The 17,218-nt window shown below is 41.7% G+C and carries 14 protein-coding genes; 13 read left to right on the top strand and 1 reads right to left on the bottom strand.

The annotated features are described in order from the left end of the window. Positions 1-11 precede the first annotated feature (11 nt). The 6 genes from ACFFGV_RS13635 to ACFFGV_RS13610 all read left to right on the top strand — a co-directional run bounded on the left by ACFFGV_RS13635 (position 12) and on the right by ACFFGV_RS13610 (position 5,876). Positions 12-683: a hypothetical protein gene (locus ACFFGV_RS13635; RefSeq protein ID WP_377348783.1), complete on the top strand. Its 672-nt coding sequence runs from the start codon at positions 12-14 to the stop codon at positions 681-683. Between the two features lie 222 nt (positions 684-905). After that, the gene (locus tag ACFFGV_RS13630; RefSeq protein WP_377348781.1) at positions 906-1,136 is read left to right on the top strand and encodes a hypothetical protein; all 231 of its coding nucleotides are present in this window, start codon (positions 906-908) and stop codon (positions 1,134-1,136) included. A 122-nt stretch (positions 1,137-1,258) separates the two neighbouring features. Then, on the top strand, positions 1,259-2,125 hold the full coding sequence (locus tag ACFFGV_RS13625) for an SDR family oxidoreductase (RefSeq protein WP_377348779.1): 867 nt from the start codon (positions 1,259-1,261) through the stop codon (positions 2,123-2,125). A gap of 423 nt (positions 2,126-2,548) precedes the next feature. Further along, entirely contained in the window at positions 2,549-4,147 is a 1,599-nt protein-coding gene (gene aceB, locus ACFFGV_RS13620) for a malate synthase A (RefSeq protein ID WP_377348777.1), read from the top strand. Between the two features lie 30 nt (positions 4,148-4,177). Further along, positions 4,178-5,455 (top strand): isocitrate lyase, encoded by a 1,278-nt coding sequence (gene aceA, locus ACFFGV_RS13615; protein ID WP_377348775.1) that lies wholly within the window; start codon positions 4,178-4,180, stop codon positions 5,453-5,455. Between the two features lie 184 nt (positions 5,456-5,639). Beyond that, positions 5,640-5,876, top strand: a complete 237-nt coding sequence (locus ACFFGV_RS13610) for a hypothetical protein (RefSeq protein WP_377348773.1) — start codon at positions 5,640-5,642, stop codon at positions 5,874-5,876. A gap of 309 nt (positions 5,877-6,185) precedes the next feature. Here ACFFGV_RS13610 and ACFFGV_RS13605 read toward each other — a convergent pair whose 3' ends face one another. Continuing rightward, a complete protein-coding gene (locus ACFFGV_RS13605; RefSeq protein WP_377348771.1) occupies positions 6,186-7,721 on the bottom strand; it encodes a multicopper oxidase family protein in 1,536 nt (511 codons plus the stop codon). A gap of 145 nt (positions 7,722-7,866) precedes the next feature. Here ACFFGV_RS13605 and ACFFGV_RS13600 point away from each other — a divergent pair, with 145 nt between their 5' ends. The 7 genes from ACFFGV_RS13600 (at position 7,867) to ACFFGV_RS13570 (ending at position 17,212) form a co-directional block, all read left to right on the top strand. Beyond that, complete coding sequence (locus tag ACFFGV_RS13600; RefSeq protein WP_377348769.1) at positions 7,867-8,874, top strand: DUF7852 domain-containing protein; 1,008 nt, start codon at positions 7,867-7,869, stop codon at positions 8,872-8,874. A 118-nt stretch (positions 8,875-8,992) separates the two neighbouring features. Continuing rightward, positions 8,993-9,706 carry a CsxC family protein gene (locus tag ACFFGV_RS13595; RefSeq protein WP_377348767.1) on the top strand — a complete coding sequence of 238 codons (714 nt, stop codon included), beginning with the start codon at positions 8,993-8,995 and terminating at the stop codon, positions 9,704-9,706. Between the two features lie 171 nt (positions 9,707-9,877). Then, positions 9,878-11,371, top strand: coding sequence for a methyl-accepting chemotaxis protein (locus ACFFGV_RS13590; protein ID WP_377348765.1), 1,494 nt, complete (start codon positions 9,878-9,880; stop codon positions 11,369-11,371). 27 nt (positions 11,372-11,398) lie between these two features. Next, entirely contained in the window at positions 11,399-12,652 is a 1,254-nt protein-coding gene (locus tag ACFFGV_RS13585; RefSeq protein ID WP_377348763.1) for a M14 family metallopeptidase, read from the top strand. 73 nt (positions 12,653-12,725) lie between these two features. After that, positions 12,726-13,217 (top strand): DinB family protein, encoded by a 492-nt coding sequence (locus tag ACFFGV_RS13580; protein WP_377348761.1) that lies wholly within the window; start codon positions 12,726-12,728, stop codon positions 13,215-13,217. Positions 13,218-13,383: 166 nt separating this feature from the next. Then, on the top strand, positions 13,384-13,959 hold the full coding sequence (locus ACFFGV_RS13575; protein ID WP_377348759.1) for a TetR/AcrR family transcriptional regulator: 576 nt from the start codon (positions 13,384-13,386) through the stop codon (positions 13,957-13,959). Between the two features lie 91 nt (positions 13,960-14,050). Further along, a complete protein-coding gene (locus tag ACFFGV_RS13570; protein ID WP_377348757.1) occupies positions 14,051-17,212 on the top strand; it encodes a bifunctional cytochrome P450/NADPH--P450 reductase in 3,162 nt (1,053 codons plus the stop codon). Positions 17,213-17,218: the final 6 nt, after the last annotated feature.

Raw genomic sequence — 17,218 nt, 5'->3', positions numbered from 1 at the left:
GGGGATATGCGTTGCAAAAAAGAATGTTTCTTGTATTACTAACAATATTAATGGTGCTTACAAGCTGTGCCTCTGGGACGGCACATGTTCATGTGAAAAAAGATGGGTCAATGGATTTAGAGTTAGACTTGACATTACCCGAGGAAACACAGCTCCCGTTACAAGGAGAAATAGAGCAACGTATGGAGAAGCAATTGAAACAGCAGGGCTTTACTTTTGAGAAGATAAATCAGACGGAGGGCTTGCGGTATCGTGCAGAAAAAAATCTTAATACTGAGGAAGCTTCAACTTCCCATGCTACAAATGAGTTGTTCACCCTGACTACAGAAGAACACTTCTGGCAAACAATCTATACTGTAGATGCAGAAATCAACATGCTGGAAACATACGGTGGTATATTAGAAACGGTTAACAGTACGTTACCTTTTGACATCATTCAAAGGGTAGATGACCAGTTGGACTTGCAATTTAAAGTAACCCTTCCAGGAGATATTGTAAGGAATTCAAACGCAACAGAGAGAGAAGGCAATACGTTAATATGGGATATTGCACTTGCTGATTCTAACCGTATATCCTTCTCCGTAGCTGCTCCTAAACTTACCAGGATTATGGTTACTGTAGGTCTTGGATTACTACTCGTTATGGGTATTGGCATTTTTATCTGGAGAAGAAGGAAAAGATAATTTTAACAATGGTGAAGGATTTATGTATTCTATGACGTCCTCGTTACTATTCTCCTAGCAATGGATTCTTCCCACCTATGGGGGGAGAACATGACAACAGGATAGATGAGGATGTAAATCTCTTGAAAGAAATAGCGTTCCTCGTATGATCTGAATGTTAATCTGCTTCGTTAGCTACATAGGAAGAAATCCTGTAACATCAGCTGAAAGGAGAGTAAACAAATGGACCTTCACGAGTGGGAAAGAGTAGTGAGGTTATATAATGCCAGCCTCTCTATGGAGCATGGTTCCTATCATAGCTATTCTATATGGAGAGAGGAATTGCTGGAACTAATTGAATTAGCGGAAGTACCTTCTGCTACTATGGAACCAATGCAGCCTCCCATTCATATGAGAAAACGAATATTGTCTAAAGTCTATGAAACATTAGATGAAACAGCCCGTTTAGAGTAATGCACTCTGAACGGGCTTTTATTTTACATAGGGTCACCCTAATGTTGCTACTTCCCTAATACATTCATATCGGTAATAATAAAAGTAAGAGACATATTCATTAAACAGAAAGGAGGATTATGATGAGCGGATCGATTTTGTTAGTTGGTGCTACAGGGAATGTAGGGATGCCACTAGCCACCATGCTTGCCAAGGAAGGATATCGGGTCAAGGCGACGGTCCGTGCTTCAACCAATGTGGAACTATTGCAGGAATTGGGGATAGAAACGATTCAGGCGGATTTACATGATTTCTTTGGAATGATGAATGCAATGGATGGGGTGAGAAAGGTGTTTTTCACAGTCCCGCTCGTGCCTAATGTGGTAAGACTTTCGAAGAATATTGTCCAAGCAGCTTCTGAAGCGGGCGTAGAGCATCTTGTGAAGGTTTCCGGTGGAGGAGCCAATTTGGAGAGAACCAAACTGCAGCGCTGGCACAGAGAAATTGAACGGGAAATGGAGCAAGCGGGTCCTAAGTACACATTCTTAAGACCAAATTCCTTTATGCAGAATTTTGTTAACTTCAATGCTGGCACTATTAGAGACCATGCTTCCTTTTACTTGCCGATAGGGGATGGGAAGATATCCTTTATAGACGCTCGTGACATTGCTCTTACTGCCTACCACATTCTAACAGAAGAAGGTCATGAGGGGATGGCATATGAACTGTCAGGTCCTGAAGCATTGTCAGGCAAAGATGTAGCCTCTATCCTAACACGTACCATAAGGAAGGAAATTAAGTATATTGATGTCCCAGAACAAGAGGCAAGACGAGCCATGCTGGAAGCCAATATGCCTGATTCTATAGCTGATGCTATGATGGAAATGTACCATAATAACAAGCTTGGCTATACAGCTCACGTAAATAATACAGTATATAATATAACAGGGGAGCAACCGCACACGTTTCAATCCTTTGTAGAGGATTCTAAATCAAGCTTTCTATCATGACTACGCTTTTCTTTTTCTTATAACAGATAGAGGCACCGTTAAATCGGTGTCTTTTTTTTATGAGATGAGTTATCTACCTGGTTTAATGAAAAGGTAGTATGGAGTCAGGCAAAATAAAAAATATTCAAAAAACTTTTGTCGAAAGGGTTGCAAAAAAATAAGGGTGCGTATAAACTGTACTATAACAAAACAAATAAAATACTTTCTGTATTATAAAAGGAGGAAGCGTAATGAAACAAACCGTTCAACGTACAGGTCATGCTTGCCCAGAGTGTGGAGAGAAAATGGAGAAAACAAGTCAAAAATTCATGATGGAATGTGAACGTTGTCTTGCTAAGAAAGAAGAATAGATTATTTTTGTAGTAACTGTTATATAATAGAATTTAATTAATGTATTTGTATCATAACAAGGGGGTCTTGTGGATGCATACGGAGAAGCGGGTTATTCAAATCCACGGTGCGATGCAGGAGGGTTTTGAAGAAATTTTAACGGAAGATGCACTTCAATTTGTTGAACAACTTCATATCCGCTTTAATGAGAGAAGAAAAGAATTACTAAACAGGCGCAATCAGATGGAAGAGCAATTGAGACAAGGAATGAAACCAGACTTCTTACCAGAAACAAAGCAAATTCGAGAAGGAAGCTGGACCATTGCCCCATTACCTGATGATTTACAGGATAGGCGGGTAGAGATAACAGGTCCTGTGGAGCGGAAAATGGTAATCAATGCACTAAATTCGGGTGCAAAGGTATTTATGGCAGATTTTGAAGATTCCAATTCTCCTACATGGCATAATACAGTTCAAGGTCAACTGAATTTACGAGATGCAATCAGAGGCACAATTTATTATGAAAATGAACAAGGAAAAGTATATGAATTAAAAGAGAATACTGCTGTGTTAAAGGTTCGTCCAAGAGGGTGGCATCTTGATGAAAAGCATATAACCGTTAATGGAGAGCGCGTTTCGGGTGGCTTGGTGGATTTTGGATTATTTTTCTTTCATAATGCTACAGAATTAATGGCTAAAGGAACGGGTCCCTATTTTTATCTTCCCAAGCTGGAAAGCCATTTAGAAGCAAGGCTTTGGAACGAGGTGTTTGTTTTTGCTCAGGAAAAGCTTGGTATCCCAGAGGGAACAATAAAGGCAACTGTATTAATCGAAACCATACTAGCAGCATTTGAAATGGATGAAATACTATTTGAATTGAAGGATCATTCCGCTGGGTTAAACTGCGGTCGCTGGGATTATATCTTCAGTTACTTGAAGAAGTTCCGTCATGATCAGGATGTTATCTTACCAGACCGTGCTCAAGTAACGATGGAGTCTCCATTTATGCAAGCCTATAGTTTGTTGGCCATTCAAACTTGTCATAAACGGAATGCTCCCGCAATAGGTGGAATGGCGGCTCAAATACCGATAAAGAACAATCAGGAGGCCAATGCAAAAGCCTTCTCGAAGGTTGAGGCTGATAAAGAGAGAGAAGTGAAGAATGGTCATGACGGGACTTGGATCGCCCACCCGGGTATGGTTCAGACCGCCTTAGACGTATTCAATCAGCATATGCCTGCAGCTAACCAGATTCATAGGAAGCGAGAGGACATTACTGTTACCGCACAAGACCTACTAGAGATACCGATGGGAGATATTACTGAACAAGGCTTACGTACAAATATCTCTGTCGGAGTGCAATATATTGCATCCTGGCTATGTGGTCGAGGAGCAGCACCTATTAATCATTTGATGGAAGATGCTGCAACAGCGGAGATATCTAGAGCTCAAGTGTGGCAGTGGATTCGCCATCCGAAAGGACAGCTTTCAGATGGGCGTTATATCACCTTAGAAATGGTAGAGCAGGTGAAGGAGGAAGAGCTGCTCCGAATTAAACAAAAGCTCGGAGCAGAAGCCTATGATGCTAACCGAATTGAGGCTGCATCACAGCTATTTATGTATTTCATTCAAGAGGATGAATTTGCTGATTTTCTAACCATATCTGCTTATGAGCAGCTAATGGAAATATAAATCATTACTATTTTTAGGAGGAATCGGTGTATGGAGAAGAGAGTAGAACAATTGAGAACTCAATGGGCAGATCAATCAAGGTGGCAAGGTGTGACAAGGCCATATGAAGCAGAAGAAGTAATTCGCCTTCGGGGATCGATGGATATCGAGCATACATTGGCGAAAAGAGGGGCAGAGAAGCTGTGGAAGCTTTTGCATACGGAGGACTATGTACATGCGTTGGGAGCTCTGACTGGCAATCAGGCTATGCAACAAGTGAAAGCAGGATTGAAAGCGATTTATTTAAGTGGCTGGCAGGTAGCTGCCGATGCGAATCTCTCTGGACACATGTATCCTGACCAAAGCCTATACCCTGCAAATAGCGTGCCTCAGGTAGTGAAGCGGATTAACCAAACACTGCAGCGTGCGGATCAGGTTGAATTTATGGAGGGAAATACGGATACAGATTGGTTTGCTCCTATTGTAGCAGATGCTGAAGCCGGATTTGGCGGGCAGTTGAATGTTTTCGAATTAATGAAAGGGATGATTGAAGCTGGTGCATCAGGAGTTCATTTCGAGGATCAGCTATCCTCTGAGAAAAAATGTGGGCATTTAGGAGGTAAAGTACTCCTACCGACACAGGTTGCGGTGAAGAATTTAATTTCTGCAAGGTTTGCAGCCGATGTGATGGGGGTTCCAACTGTCCTTGTTGCCAGAACGGATGCCAACGCTGCTGAGTTGATTACAAGTGATGTCGATCCACAGGATGCTGCGTTTATGACAGGGGAGCGGACAGCTGAAGGCTTTTATAAAACAAGAGCAGGTCTTGACCAAGCTATTGCCCGAGGTTTAGCCTATGCGCCTTATGCAGATTTGATTTGGTGTGAGACCTCTGAGCCTAACTTAGATGAAGCCCGTCAGTTTGCTGAGGCAATTCATGCTCAGTACCCAGGAAAAATGCTAGCATACAATTGTTCCCCTTCTTTCAACTGGAAAAAGAAGCTGGATGAAAAAACAATCGCTACCTTCCAACAGGAAATCGCCAAAATGGGCTACAAATTTCAATTTGTAACGCTTGCTGGCTTCCATGCATTGAATCACAGTATGTTTGAGCTCGCTCGTCAGTATAAGGATTATGGAATGGCTGCTTATTCTGCTCTGCAACAGGATGAATTCTCAAGTGAACAACATGGGTACACGGCTACTAGACATCAACGGGAAGTTGGTACAGGATACTTTGATGAGGTTGCCCAGGTTATTTCAGGCGGTACATCCTCAACAACAGCACTAAAAGGATCAACAGAAACAGAACAGTTCACCCATTCGTAAGCAGCTGCAGGAGGGATTCCAAATATAAGAATCCCTTCTTTACTGTACGATAGTCCTAAAGAAGCTCATCCTGCAAGCGTGTTTTCGTAGAAGCATAATAAGCGAGAAGGGCTAGTTTCACATGGGTAATGGGTGGGAATCAATACATACAAAAGCATTCTCTATATTACAAGGAGATGATCGTATGGTAAAACAAGCCATTCGGAAAGAAAGTGTAGAATGTCTAGTTTGTTCTCATCAATTTGACGTGGAAGCACCTCTTGATAAAGAGTATGAGGTGTCATCAGATTCTGTACATGCCGAAGCAGTTGCAACTGGGACTATGACTTCTACTGGAAGCGATGGTAAGCTCGTCAATATAATGGTGTATGCAGCATGTCCGTCCTGTGGGGTGACGAACCAAATTAAAGAAGTATTATAAATAAAGTCAGCATAAATAGAGCCAATCGGAATTATTGTACAAATAGTTCCGATTGGCTTTTTTAATTCCTTATCGTAAAAGCTTTCTCAGCAACTTACCAGCCCATTTCCCAGTGGAATTGCGTTTCTTGTGCGAGGCGGAGTGGTTTCCTTGTTGAAAGTAAGAAATATAACGTTTTGCTCGTTTCGCTTTAGTTAGTTTGGAACGAATGCCCATTTATCATCACCTCATCAACCTATCTTTATTGTCCTATTCCTTTTTTCAATGGGGATTGAAACCTTTTTTCTATATTAAGGGCTTATTACAGCTTTATTGTATGACAATGTAGGGGCGCATCATTTCATAGTCTTCATGTTCTAAAATGTGACAGTGCCATACATATCGCCCCGTATAAGGCCCAGTCCAGAAAATCACTCTAGTAATTTCATCAGGATTTGCTCGCACTGTATCCTTAAAGCCCTGCTCATTTAAGTCAGGTGAGCGCTTAGATCCGCTTACTTGAATGATGCCTGTTTCTTTAAAGTAATCCGTATTATAGGGCTGACGGTCTAACACTTGAAAGCGTACAAGGTGCAGGTGAATGGGGTGCATATCCCCGGTTGTGTTAATGAAGGACCATATTTCAAATGTCCCTAACTCAGGTAATTCAGATATGGGCTCTGACCAAGTTTTGTTATCGAGGAGGTGTAGTTCTCGGTCAAAACGATCCTTTACCATGTCTAGCGTCAGTAGTCGCTCCCTGCTTGCAAAGGACTCTTGATATACAGGTATCCGAGTGAGGCAAGGTGGTATATAACTGCAATCTTTCCTATGAAGTGGTTGATTCACTATCCATTTCATCACACGTCCCGTTGTAGCTTCACAAGGAGGATCTCCATTAGGGAAAGGGGCAGGAGCGGTGTTAATTAACTCCAGCGAATGCCCTGCTAGCGACGTGAAATCAATTACAACATCTACCCGTTCCGCTGGTGCTATTACTAGTTCCTTTGTAATGACTGGTTTTTCGAGAAGTCCTTGGTCTGTGCCAATTTGAACAAATGGGATGGCGCCGGATAAGGATAAACAGTAAGTTCTGCCATTAGAGCCATTAAGGATACGGAATCGGTAACGCTTCGGTTCTACTTCCATATAAGGCCATACTTTTCCATTCACTAGGTTTGTATCCCCGAAGAATTCTGCAACAACGGACGGATTGACCCCTTCAACAGGTTTCTCAGGTTGAGCCGGATAGTATAAGGAGCCATCCTCGTTAAAGGAACGATCTTGAACAAGTAAGGGGATATCGTATGGTTCTTTTGGAAGTGGAAGGGACTGCTCCAATTGGTCATGAATTTCATAGAATCCAGCAAGGCCCGCATAGATGTTTAAACGGGTAATGCCAATTGCATGATCATGGTACCAAAGATTCGTAGCAGGCTGAGTATTAGGATACTGGTACACTTTCGTTTCGAAAGCAGGACCTACTGTTTGAAAGTCATTCGTAAACCACGCGTCTGGATAGCCATCACTACTGTCATAGGTAACGGCACCATGAAGGTGTACCACGGTACGGACTTGAGGTACATCACTGAAGGCACCATGCACGGTCGTATCTACTGGTAATAGGTGTGTAGTAGGTAGTTCATTTTTCCAGCACACTAGGATAGGGATGTTGCTATGTGCTTTTATGGTAGGGCCTGGATACAGGCCGTTATAGCCCCAAATGGTGGTTGGTGGTAAATCTCGGTGAAGCTGCTGCCTGCATTCCCGCATGGTAATTTCGTAATAAAGTTTATCGTCACACATGCTCGTTGGTTGTAAAACTGGAAGGATAGGAAGGGAGTCTACGTATTTCTCTAACTTCATCACATCACCTCTACATTCAGCCTTTATATAATCAGCATAATATGCGAGGGAGAAAATCATGCTTTTTTTCAGTAGAAGAAGCACGTCATTCAAGATAATACATAAAAAATAGTAATGCGAAGCGAACGGTGAAAGGGGGGGACACATGAGTAATCCATGGATTAATACGGAGGCCATGCATATCTCCATCGATGCAAATGAACATCAAAAGGAAGACGTACAAGAACGGAGAACAAAGAAAAGTACGATTACCTTAAATAAAATGTATAGCTGTTACAGCTATTCCTTTGAAGAGGAGCTATTAGCAAAAAAGGAAGCGGAAGAGAGAGCAAATCAAGAAGTAATGAAGGATACTAAAGAATCCATTCAGCCACTAATAAATATGGAAACTACACCGGCACCTCAAGAAGAGGAGTATAAGGAAGAGGAGCGGGGAGTGGAGGACTCTGAAAAGGATGCTAAACCAACATCTCCAAAACAAACGGCTACGTTTTTCTATCAACCTCCAACATCCCCCATACCTTCTTGTATCCCAATGAATCAAAAGATAACTTGCTATAGCACTACACCATTCACTTTATATATCACTCTTCGAGATTTCTGGAATCCCCCCATAGCTGGTTTTCAAGAAAAGGATGTGTATATCTTTGGAATAAATAATAAGGAGAAGCTGTTTAGAAGTCATACAGGATATGTATCACCTCCTGATTGTGAACCTATGGAAACAACCTTTTCAGATTACATCGAGATAAAGGCACCACCAGCATATCCTCCTCCTCTTAATCGAAATGGGGTAGCACATGTCACCTTACTCCCTTCTTCGAAAGAGCAGCATGTAAACAAAATGGTAGAGCTAGGAGTGTACAACGTAGAAATGGTAATGGAATGGTACTCCCTGTTCCCAACCGGTATTGGAGAAGTGAAGGATGTCCGCCACGAAATAGAGTGGATAAATAGTTACTTTCTTCCTACCTTATATGCTGAACAGAGTCGTTCTTATGCAGCTGTATCAAAAGGAACGTTAATCATTAAAGGTTCGGTAAAGCACTCGTTAGACCTCACAGGAGCAGATGAAAATACCTCCTTTCTGTCACACAAAATAATTATAGGCATTCTAATGAAATTTCACCAAGACCAGGGACTGGTATCTTGACAATCCAGTAAATGGGATTTTGCCGTCTTGGTTTGGCCTATACGGGTGCAGACCTCTTGCATACAGTATGGTAGGGTCACAAGAAAACCCTGCAAAACTCGATGTGGAGGTGTTCCCAATGGGACACAATGAACATGGCCATCATGATGGATCCAAACGATGCAAAGTGGATGCAAAAACTCAAGTACCATTTTCTGACACACAAGTCACTCCTTCTGCTATCACAGCTGGAGTATTAAAAGTCCCAGTATTACTCGCAGAAACAGAACTGCAAATCGTGGTGGAAGCAGATATCAAATTAGATCCTCCAGCAGTAGAAATTAAACGTGTCTTAAAAGATATTGTGTTAACACAATGTAAGCTTGTGCCTGTAGCCTTTGGTGAGGAAATGGAAGACGGTACTCGTGAGGTTACTCGTGCAAAGCTTTTTGTTGAAGGATATATTCGCAAGAACATTGAATATGCTGCACGAGGATGTAATGGTGTCATTTATGACAAAATAGCTAAAGTACCATTCTCCGGTTTCGCTGATCTTAACGATAGTGATGGGGATTTTGATACTCTACCTGTCTTTGGTACTTCCTTTGAATCCAAATCACAATTCTTAAATGATAAAAAACAGGATCGGCCTCGATTTGACAAGTATTACTTCCAAAACAGCGTATTTTATAATGAACAGCCATTCTGTGAATTAGTAAGTGCTAACTTCTTCGAAATCGATTACTCAGAAGGTTACAACCCAATCGACTATGAGTATGAGAAGATTCGTGAAAAAATTGTTGTGGATTTAACACTAAAGGTACTGCAAACACGACAAGTTAGTATCGGTTAACTGTTGTTTTCATAACGTATTACTTTCTTACTATCGGTGCCCTTATCTGATGTTCGTTTGTCAGCTGAGGGCTTTCCTAATTTAGTTACAGGATATGAATGGAATTTAATCCTTTTTTCCTAAATTCTTCCCTACTAGCAGTCGATATAAAGTAAGAAGGGAGTGGAGAGTGTGGACTTAAACCTTAGAACAAAGAATGAGAGACAAGTTAACAGAGTTATATATTATATATTCATAGCTGCAACCGTGTTAATGATTGTAAATAATCTTACGCAATATTTTATTTATGGTGTTCGTGAGGTAACGATAATGAACATTGTGTACCAGCTGCAATTTGCTGTGTTTCTAGTGCCAGTGCTGTATTATAAGTTCTCTTCTGAAAAGGAGCATTTTAAGCTTTATGCACTTGCAGCCATGTTGGCATTTGCATTTATTCTGCACAGCGATTCCTGGGTGAATGTTCCATTTGTGTGGATTTTACCTGTAGGAGTAGCTAGCCTTTACGCGGATTACAAATTGGTTCAAAAAGTATTGCTAGTAACAATTCCATTGTTGCTTCTTTCCCAGTTTACCCATGTATGGTTTGCAGATCATCTAGTAATTGAGACGAGTTTACATAGGTCTGTGTTAACATCCATTTATTACGGACTGCAATTTGTGTTTATAGGCTACATATTATACAACGGCTCCAAACGATCGAATTCCATGCTAAATCAAAGCGAGGATCTAGCGAACAAGAACGAATCGGTGCTGATGGCTGTGAAGGAAGCTTCTCACACTCTTCAAGGGAACGTCATAGAGCTGAATGAGAATATGCAGCAGTCTGCTTCAGCTGTGCAACAAATTAGTTCCTCTACTCAGACCATCTCTGACAAAAGTGATGACTACATACAACGGATTAATGGGGCAGAAGATACAGTGGGGAACATGATTAACCGGCTAAATCAAACATCTCAGGAGGCAGAAGAGATGAAGACCTACACTAGCGAAGTAGTGGAGGAGGCTGCTGTAAATAAGGAGAAGCTGGAATACACGCTTGATGCTATTAGTACGATACATTCCACTTCTCATTCGTCTATAGATGTTGTTGAGAAATTAGATCAAGAAATTGATGAAATTATGGGATTTCTCGAATCGATTCACAAGATATCAGAACAAACTAATTTATTAGCGTTGAATGCTGCCATTGAGGCAGCACGTGCAGGGGAACAGGGGAAAGGATTTGCTGTAGTAGCTGATGAAGTGCGAAAGCTTGCCGATGAATCAGGGAGACTATCCACACTCATTGGAGGTTCTATCAGTGAAATTATGGAGCAAAAGAGACAAGTTTCTGCATCTTTACAAGGGGTTTCTGAACAAGTGTCGTTTAGTATGGAACATGTACGTTCCTCTACAGAATCCTTTGACCATTTAATGACAAAGCAAAAAGAAATGAAAGATAAGCTATCCTTCTTCACCAATGGAGTAACAGCATTAGCAGGAGAAGGGAATGGTGTGAAGCAGGAGATGAATGAGCTGCGGATAGCGTATGAGGAAAATGATCGTTTTATCTCAGAAATAGCTTCTGCCATACAGCAAATTACAGCTTCCTTCCAAGAAGTCAGTGGTTATGCAGAACAAATGGAGCAGGAATCGAAGCAGTTAAACAACATAGCTAATACATAACAAACAACAAGAAAGGGATGGAGCAGGTTGTTAACCTATCTAAAGAGAGGCGTCTGGATTTTACTTATTGCACTGGTATTCTGGTTAGGCATTCTCCCCCACTTACTATTAAGTACTTCATCGTTAGCAGAGGTACCTGAAAAAGGGGTATTGCAGCACTTTGTAGAGGATTATCAAACGTCTAAGGAACGGTTTGAGCTGTATCCTTCTATCCTTAAAGAGTATTGGGATAGTGTTCAGCTCGAAAGTAAACCGATTGGGCAGCAGGATTTGGCGGTGGAATTTATAGAAGCCAAGGCCAATAAGAAAAAGGAAAACTTACTTATTTTAACGAGTGGCATTCATGGGATTGAAGGATTTACAGGCTCTGCCATGCTGGATTATGTTACGAATTCCTTTGCACCGCAGTTAAATGCGGATAACACGGGTCTCGTTATGGTTCATGCCGTTAATCCATGGGGGATGAAGCATGAAAGACGGTTTAATGAACATAATGTGGATCTGAATCGGAATTTTATATATGACTGGGACACTTTTGATACTAGTATAAATAAAGAATATCCAAAGGTAGAAGGGCTATTAGAAAGCAATCAACCTGTTGGAAACCTTGGCGTATATGAGGCATCCTTTTTAGGGTCGCTTGTAAACAATGCTGCTCGGGAAGGAATAGGAACGATTGAGGATGCCTTATTAACCGGGCAGTACACTAACGAAGAAGGGGTTTATTTCGGGGGAAAAGCAGATGAGCCTTCTACAGCCGTTCTTAAACAGCTTTATAAAAAGTGGCTAGGAAGCGGCTATGAACAAATCATTCACATTGATTTACATACAGGCTATGGACCAAGATACGAAATGAGCATATTCTCTTCTCCTCAAGAAACAATGACAGAATTAGAAGCAGAGGAAGCTTTTCAATATTCTAATGTTTTAACACCTGCCTCTGAAGGGTTTTATGTGACTAAGGGTGATAATACTGATTATATTAACGTGCTGAAAGAAGAAGCGTATCCAAATGTTGACTTATATTCCACAACATTTGAATTTGGTACGTTAGGAGACGGAACAATGGCCTCCATCCAATCCTTAAAACGAACGGTAACGGAAAATAGAATGTTTCATAATGGAGTAACGAATGTAACAGCTAAAGAAACGATAGAAAATCAATATAAATCTATGTTCTATCCTCACGAAGAAAAATGGAGAACAACCGCTATCCAGGATTTTCAAAAAGCACTTACAGGGGTTCTTCACTTTAAGGATATAATTGATTCTGAGGAATGACGCATTATTACGGGCAATATACTAGGAAGCTATGATACACTTGCTGTAAGATGTGACTAGAAAGGATGAGACCATGTATGGATTAGAGGAAAAACGTAAGCAAATTCTACAATTTGTCGACAGCATTTCTGATGAGACAGCAACGAGAAAGCCAGCTGAGGATAGATGGTCTGTATTGGAACTGTTAGAGCATCTTTACTTAATGGAGAAATTAGTAAATAATCAAATTATGCATACGTTAGAGCATGGTTATGAAAAAGACACAGAGGAGAAACCGATACATCTTACAACAAATCGGACATCTAAAGTAGATGCACCTGAAAGAGTTAGACCACAAGGGCAGTTTACATCCATTGAGCAAGCCAAAGATGCACTTGAGCATTCTAGAGAAGAAACGTTATTCTTAATTCATAATAAAGGTGTGGAGTTACTTCAATCTCGTGCATTTCCTCATCCTTCGTTTGGGGAGATGAATTTAGAGCAGTGGATAGAGTTTATAGGCTGGCACGAACTTCGACACTTGGAGCAAATGCAAGAGGTAGTAGAGCAAGTGAGCAGATATTAACAGAGTCTGAAAATCCAGGCTCTGCTCCTTATGACTAGTGTAGAAATGCGTGCTTAATAATAAGACGCGGAGGAAGTTGACAAGGGAAGCCATGATATCTATACTCAATATAAAACGGAATGAATATTCATTCCGATATAGGTGTAGGTAACGGAGGTCACAGTAGATGGAAACTACCACAAGCAAAAAAGAAGACATCCTACAAGCAGCACTCCTCCTGTTTGCAAAAAGAGGATTTGATGCAACAACCATTCCCATGATTGCTAAGGAAGCAAGCGTTGGTGCAGGAACCATATATCGGTATTTTGAAAACAAGGACACTTTAGTAAATGAGTTATTTCGATTTTATGTCGAGCGTTACATCATCGTGCTAAAGGAAGAATATGCTCTTAGAGAAGGTACCATCCGGCAGCGATTTCATCATTTGTTCCATGGAATGGTACGTTTTTCGAGTGAAAATGAGCACGCTTTATATTTCATTAAAACTCATAGTCATTCCCATGTCCTTTCCCAAGAAAGCAAGAATACGTTCGAGGAGCTCATTCAATTAATTAGAGAATTTATTGAACAGGGACAGGTGCAAGGAATTATACGACAGCTCCCTGTGAATGCCCTTATTGCCATCGTACTAGGGGCGTTTATGGAGCTTCATCAGCTCGTACGGGTTGGGGATATAGAATATTCTTCTGATTTGCTGGAGGGTGTAGAAAGTAGTTGTTGGGATGCAATAAGAGCGCAGTGAGCTTGCGCTTTTCTTTTTGCCTGCTGCGGAATGAATATTCATTCCGTTTTCGGAGCTTCCGATAATATTATCTTAAAAAGGATGGTAGAAGATGACTCAAACGAAAACAGTGCCATTGACGAAAGCATATGGGCCTTTAGGCAGTCTCCCATTAATGGATAAAGGTAAACCGATTCAATCCTTTATGAAGCTTGCTGAAGAACACGGACCCATCTTTCAGTTTCAGTTTCCTAAACATAAGGCTACGTTTGTTTCTGGTCACGAGTTGGTAAAGGAGCTATGTGATGAGTCTCGATTTGACAAGTATGTCCATCCTTCCCTTCAGAGAATAAGAGCATTTACTGGGGATGGTTTATTTACAGGTGAAACGCAAGAGCTCAATTGGAAGAAGGCTCACAACATACTGCTCCCTAGCTTTAGCCAAAAAGCTATGAAAGGGTACCATGAGAAAATGGTTGACATTGCTGTTCAATTAGTACAGAAATGGTCCAGATTAAATCAGAAGGAGGAAGTACACGTATCTGATGATATGACAAGACTAACCTTGGATACTATTGGTCTATGTGGGTTTCATTATCGTTTTAACAGCTTTTACCGTGAAGAAGCACATCCTTTTATCCAAAGCATGGTTCGTGCCTTAGATGAAGCGATGAATCAAAGTCAGCGCCTTGGTATCCAAAATAAACTTAGTGTGAAAGCTAAACGTCAGTTTCAACAGGATGCAGAGGATATGTTTAAGCTCGTGGATGAACTCATCAAAGAACGAAAGACAAGAGGAAATCAAGGGGAAGACGATTTACTCTCTCATATGCTAGAGGGGTTAGACCCTCAGACAGGGGAGCAATTAAGTGATGAGAATATTCGTTTTCAGATTATCACCTTTTTAATAGCTGGCCACGAAACAACGAGTGGGTTGCTATCCTTTGCCATATATTACTTACTAAAGCATTCTGACATCAGAGAGAAGGCTTATCAAGAAGTAGATGAGGTTTTAGGTGAGGGAGCACCAACCTATAAACAGGTTAAGCAATTGAAATATATTCGTCATATTCTTAATGAGACTCTACGTCTATGGCCTACTGCCCCTGTTTTTGCACTATACGCGAAGGAGGATACAACGATAGGGAGCGGAATTCGCTTTCAGAAAGGGGAAGCCGCGTCAGTACTGTTGCCTCAATTGCACAGAGATAAAGAGGCATGGGGAGATGATGCGCATGAATTTCGACCGGAGCGCTTTGAAGACGAGAAATCAATTCCACACCATGCATTTAAACCTTTTGGAAATGGTCAGCGTGCCTGCATTGGTCAGCAGTTTGCTATGCATGAAGCCACGCTAGTATTAGCGATGCTACTACAGCATTTTGAGTTTAAGGACCATCGGGATTATCAATTAGATGTTAAAGAAACGCTTACCCTCAAGCCAGAAGGTCTTACGATGCAGGTGCGTAATCGACACCAGCATATGGGTTTCGCAATAAGCTCCAGTTCTTCTCCGCAAAGAGAAACAGAGAACGACCAGGCATCTGCCACTGCTCCTAAGCATGGTACACCGCTGTTAGTATTATATGGATCTAATTTAGGAACAGCGAAAGGAGTTGCGGAGGATTTGGCGCATACAGGAGATGCGAAAGGGTTCACCACTGCGATTGGTACGCTAGATGAATATGCTGGCCTTCTTCCAAAGGAGGGTGCTGTACTCGTTGTATCTGCTTCCTATAACGGCTATCCACCAGACAATGCTGCTGATTTTATGGAATGGCTTGACCATATTCCAGATGGGGAACTTGCTGGTGTACATTATAGTGTGTTTGGGTGTGGTGATCGAAATTGGGCAGCGACCTACCAGCGTATTCCACAGCTCATTGATGAAAAAATGTCAGCAAAAGGCGCGGCCCCTATGTTTAATCGCGGGGAGGGAGATGCGAGCGATGACTTTGAAGGACAATATGAATATTGGGAGCAATCTCTGTGGAGTGAGATGGAAAATTTATTCGATATACATCTGGAAGAGGGAGAATCAGAACATAGTTTGACAGTAGATTTTGTTAGTGGTGTGACAGAGACGACACTTGCTAAAAACCATCATGCATTTACCGCTGCGATAAGGGAAAACCGTGAGCTTCAATCGACCTATAGTCCCCGAAGTACGAGACATTTAGAGTTGGAGCTTCCATATGGTGTGTCCTATCAGGAAGGGGACCATATCGGGATTATTCCAAAGAATAATGAAGCCCTTGTTTCTCGAGTGCTGTACCAATTCCAGATCCCAATGGATCAACACATTGTCATTACAGCTAACGCAGGCAAGAACGCACACCTTCCGCTGAATCAGACCATTCAGATTGCCGATATACTGAAGGATTATGTAGAGCTACAGGAGCCTGTTAGCCGTGCGCAGCTTAGGGAGTTAGCCTCCTTTACTACATGTCCTCCTCACAAAGTAGAATTGGAGCAATTGCTTGAGGAGGAGTCGTATAAGGAGGAAGTACTGAAGAAGAGGATAACCATGCTGGAGCTATTAGAGCAATATCCGGCCTGTGAACTTCCCTTTGAACGGTTTATGACGCTGCTCCCACCATTAAAGGCAAGGTACTATTCTATTTCTAGCTCCCCGAGCGTGCAAGCAAATAGAGCTAGTATTACAGTAAGTGTGGTAGAGGATACTGCCTGGAGTGGAAAAGGAGAATACCGTGGGGTAGCCTCCACTTATCTAAAGGATCTCAAAGAAGGAGATCAAGTTGCCTGCTTTATTCATCCACAGCAAGCTAGCTTCCGATTACCGGACGATCCAACAAGACCGATTGTATTAATTGGACCAGGAACAGGTGTGGCACCCCTTAGAGGCTTTCTGCAGGCAAGAAAAACGATGCAGCAGAATGGAATTGAAATAGGAGAAGCCTACTTGTACTTTGGATGTCGTCACCCGGAAGAGGATTATTTGTATAAGGAAGAATTGGCTTCCTTCGAAAAGAAAGGGATTGTCACTTTACGAACGGCATTTTCCCGCATACAGGATAAGAAGAAGTACGTTCAGCATGTTATGGAAGAGGATGGAAAACACCTCATAGAGCTGCTCGAAAAAGGTGCCTATTTATATGTTTGTGGAGATGGGAGTGCCATGGCCCCTGCAGTGGAATCAACGCTTAAAGAGCTGTATGCAGGTCATTATCAAGCATCCTTGGATGAAGCGGACAGGTGGCTGCTAGGGTTACAGAAAAAAGGGTATTATGCCAAAGATGTATGGGCGGGTTAATATAGA

The organism is Pontibacillus salicampi (assembly GCF_042434395.1).
GTDB classification, from domain to species: Bacteria; Bacillota; Bacilli; order Bacillales; family BH030062; genus Pontibacillus; species Pontibacillus salicampi.
The sequence above is the reverse complement of the archived record's forward strand: the minus strand, read 5'-3'. Positions and strand labels throughout refer to the sequence as shown.

What these genes read in the sequence shown, in the direction of transcription:
- ACFFGV_RS13630 (WP_377348781.1), top strand. Translation starts at nt 906, where the DNA reads ATGGACCTTCACGAGTGGGAAAGAGTAGTGAGGTTATATAATGCCAGC.
- ACFFGV_RS13625 (WP_377348779.1), top strand. Translation starts at nt 1,259, where the DNA reads ATGAGCGGATCGATTTTGTTAGTTGGTGCTACAGGGAATGTAGGGATG.
- aceB (WP_377348777.1), top strand. Translation starts at nt 2,549, where the DNA reads ATGCATACGGAGAAGCGGGTTATTCAAATCCACGGTGCGATGCAGGAG.
- aceA (WP_377348775.1), top strand. Translation starts at nt 4,178, where the DNA reads ATGGAGAAGAGAGTAGAACAATTGAGAACTCAATGGGCAGATCAATCA.
- ACFFGV_RS13610 (WP_377348773.1), top strand. Translation starts at nt 5,640, where the DNA reads ATGGTAAAACAAGCCATTCGGAAAGAAAGTGTAGAATGTCTAGTTTGT.
- ACFFGV_RS13605 (WP_377348771.1), bottom strand. Translation starts at nt 7,721, where the DNA reads ATGAAGTTAGAGAAATACGTAGACTCCCTTCCTATCCTTCCAGTTTTA.
- ACFFGV_RS13600 (WP_377348769.1), top strand. Translation starts at nt 7,867, where the DNA reads ATGAGTAATCCATGGATTAATACGGAGGCCATGCATATCTCCATCGAT.
- ACFFGV_RS13595 (WP_377348767.1), top strand. Translation starts at nt 8,993, where the DNA reads ATGGGACACAATGAACATGGCCATCATGATGGATCCAAACGATGCAAA.
- ACFFGV_RS13580 (WP_377348761.1), top strand. Translation starts at nt 12,726, where the DNA reads ATGTATGGATTAGAGGAAAAACGTAAGCAAATTCTACAATTTGTCGAC.
- ACFFGV_RS13575 (WP_377348759.1), top strand. Translation starts at nt 13,384, where the DNA reads ATGGAAACTACCACAAGCAAAAAAGAAGACATCCTACAAGCAGCACTC.
- ACFFGV_RS13570 (WP_377348757.1), top strand. Translation starts at nt 14,051, where the DNA reads ATGACTCAAACGAAAACAGTGCCATTGACGAAAGCATATGGGCCTTTA.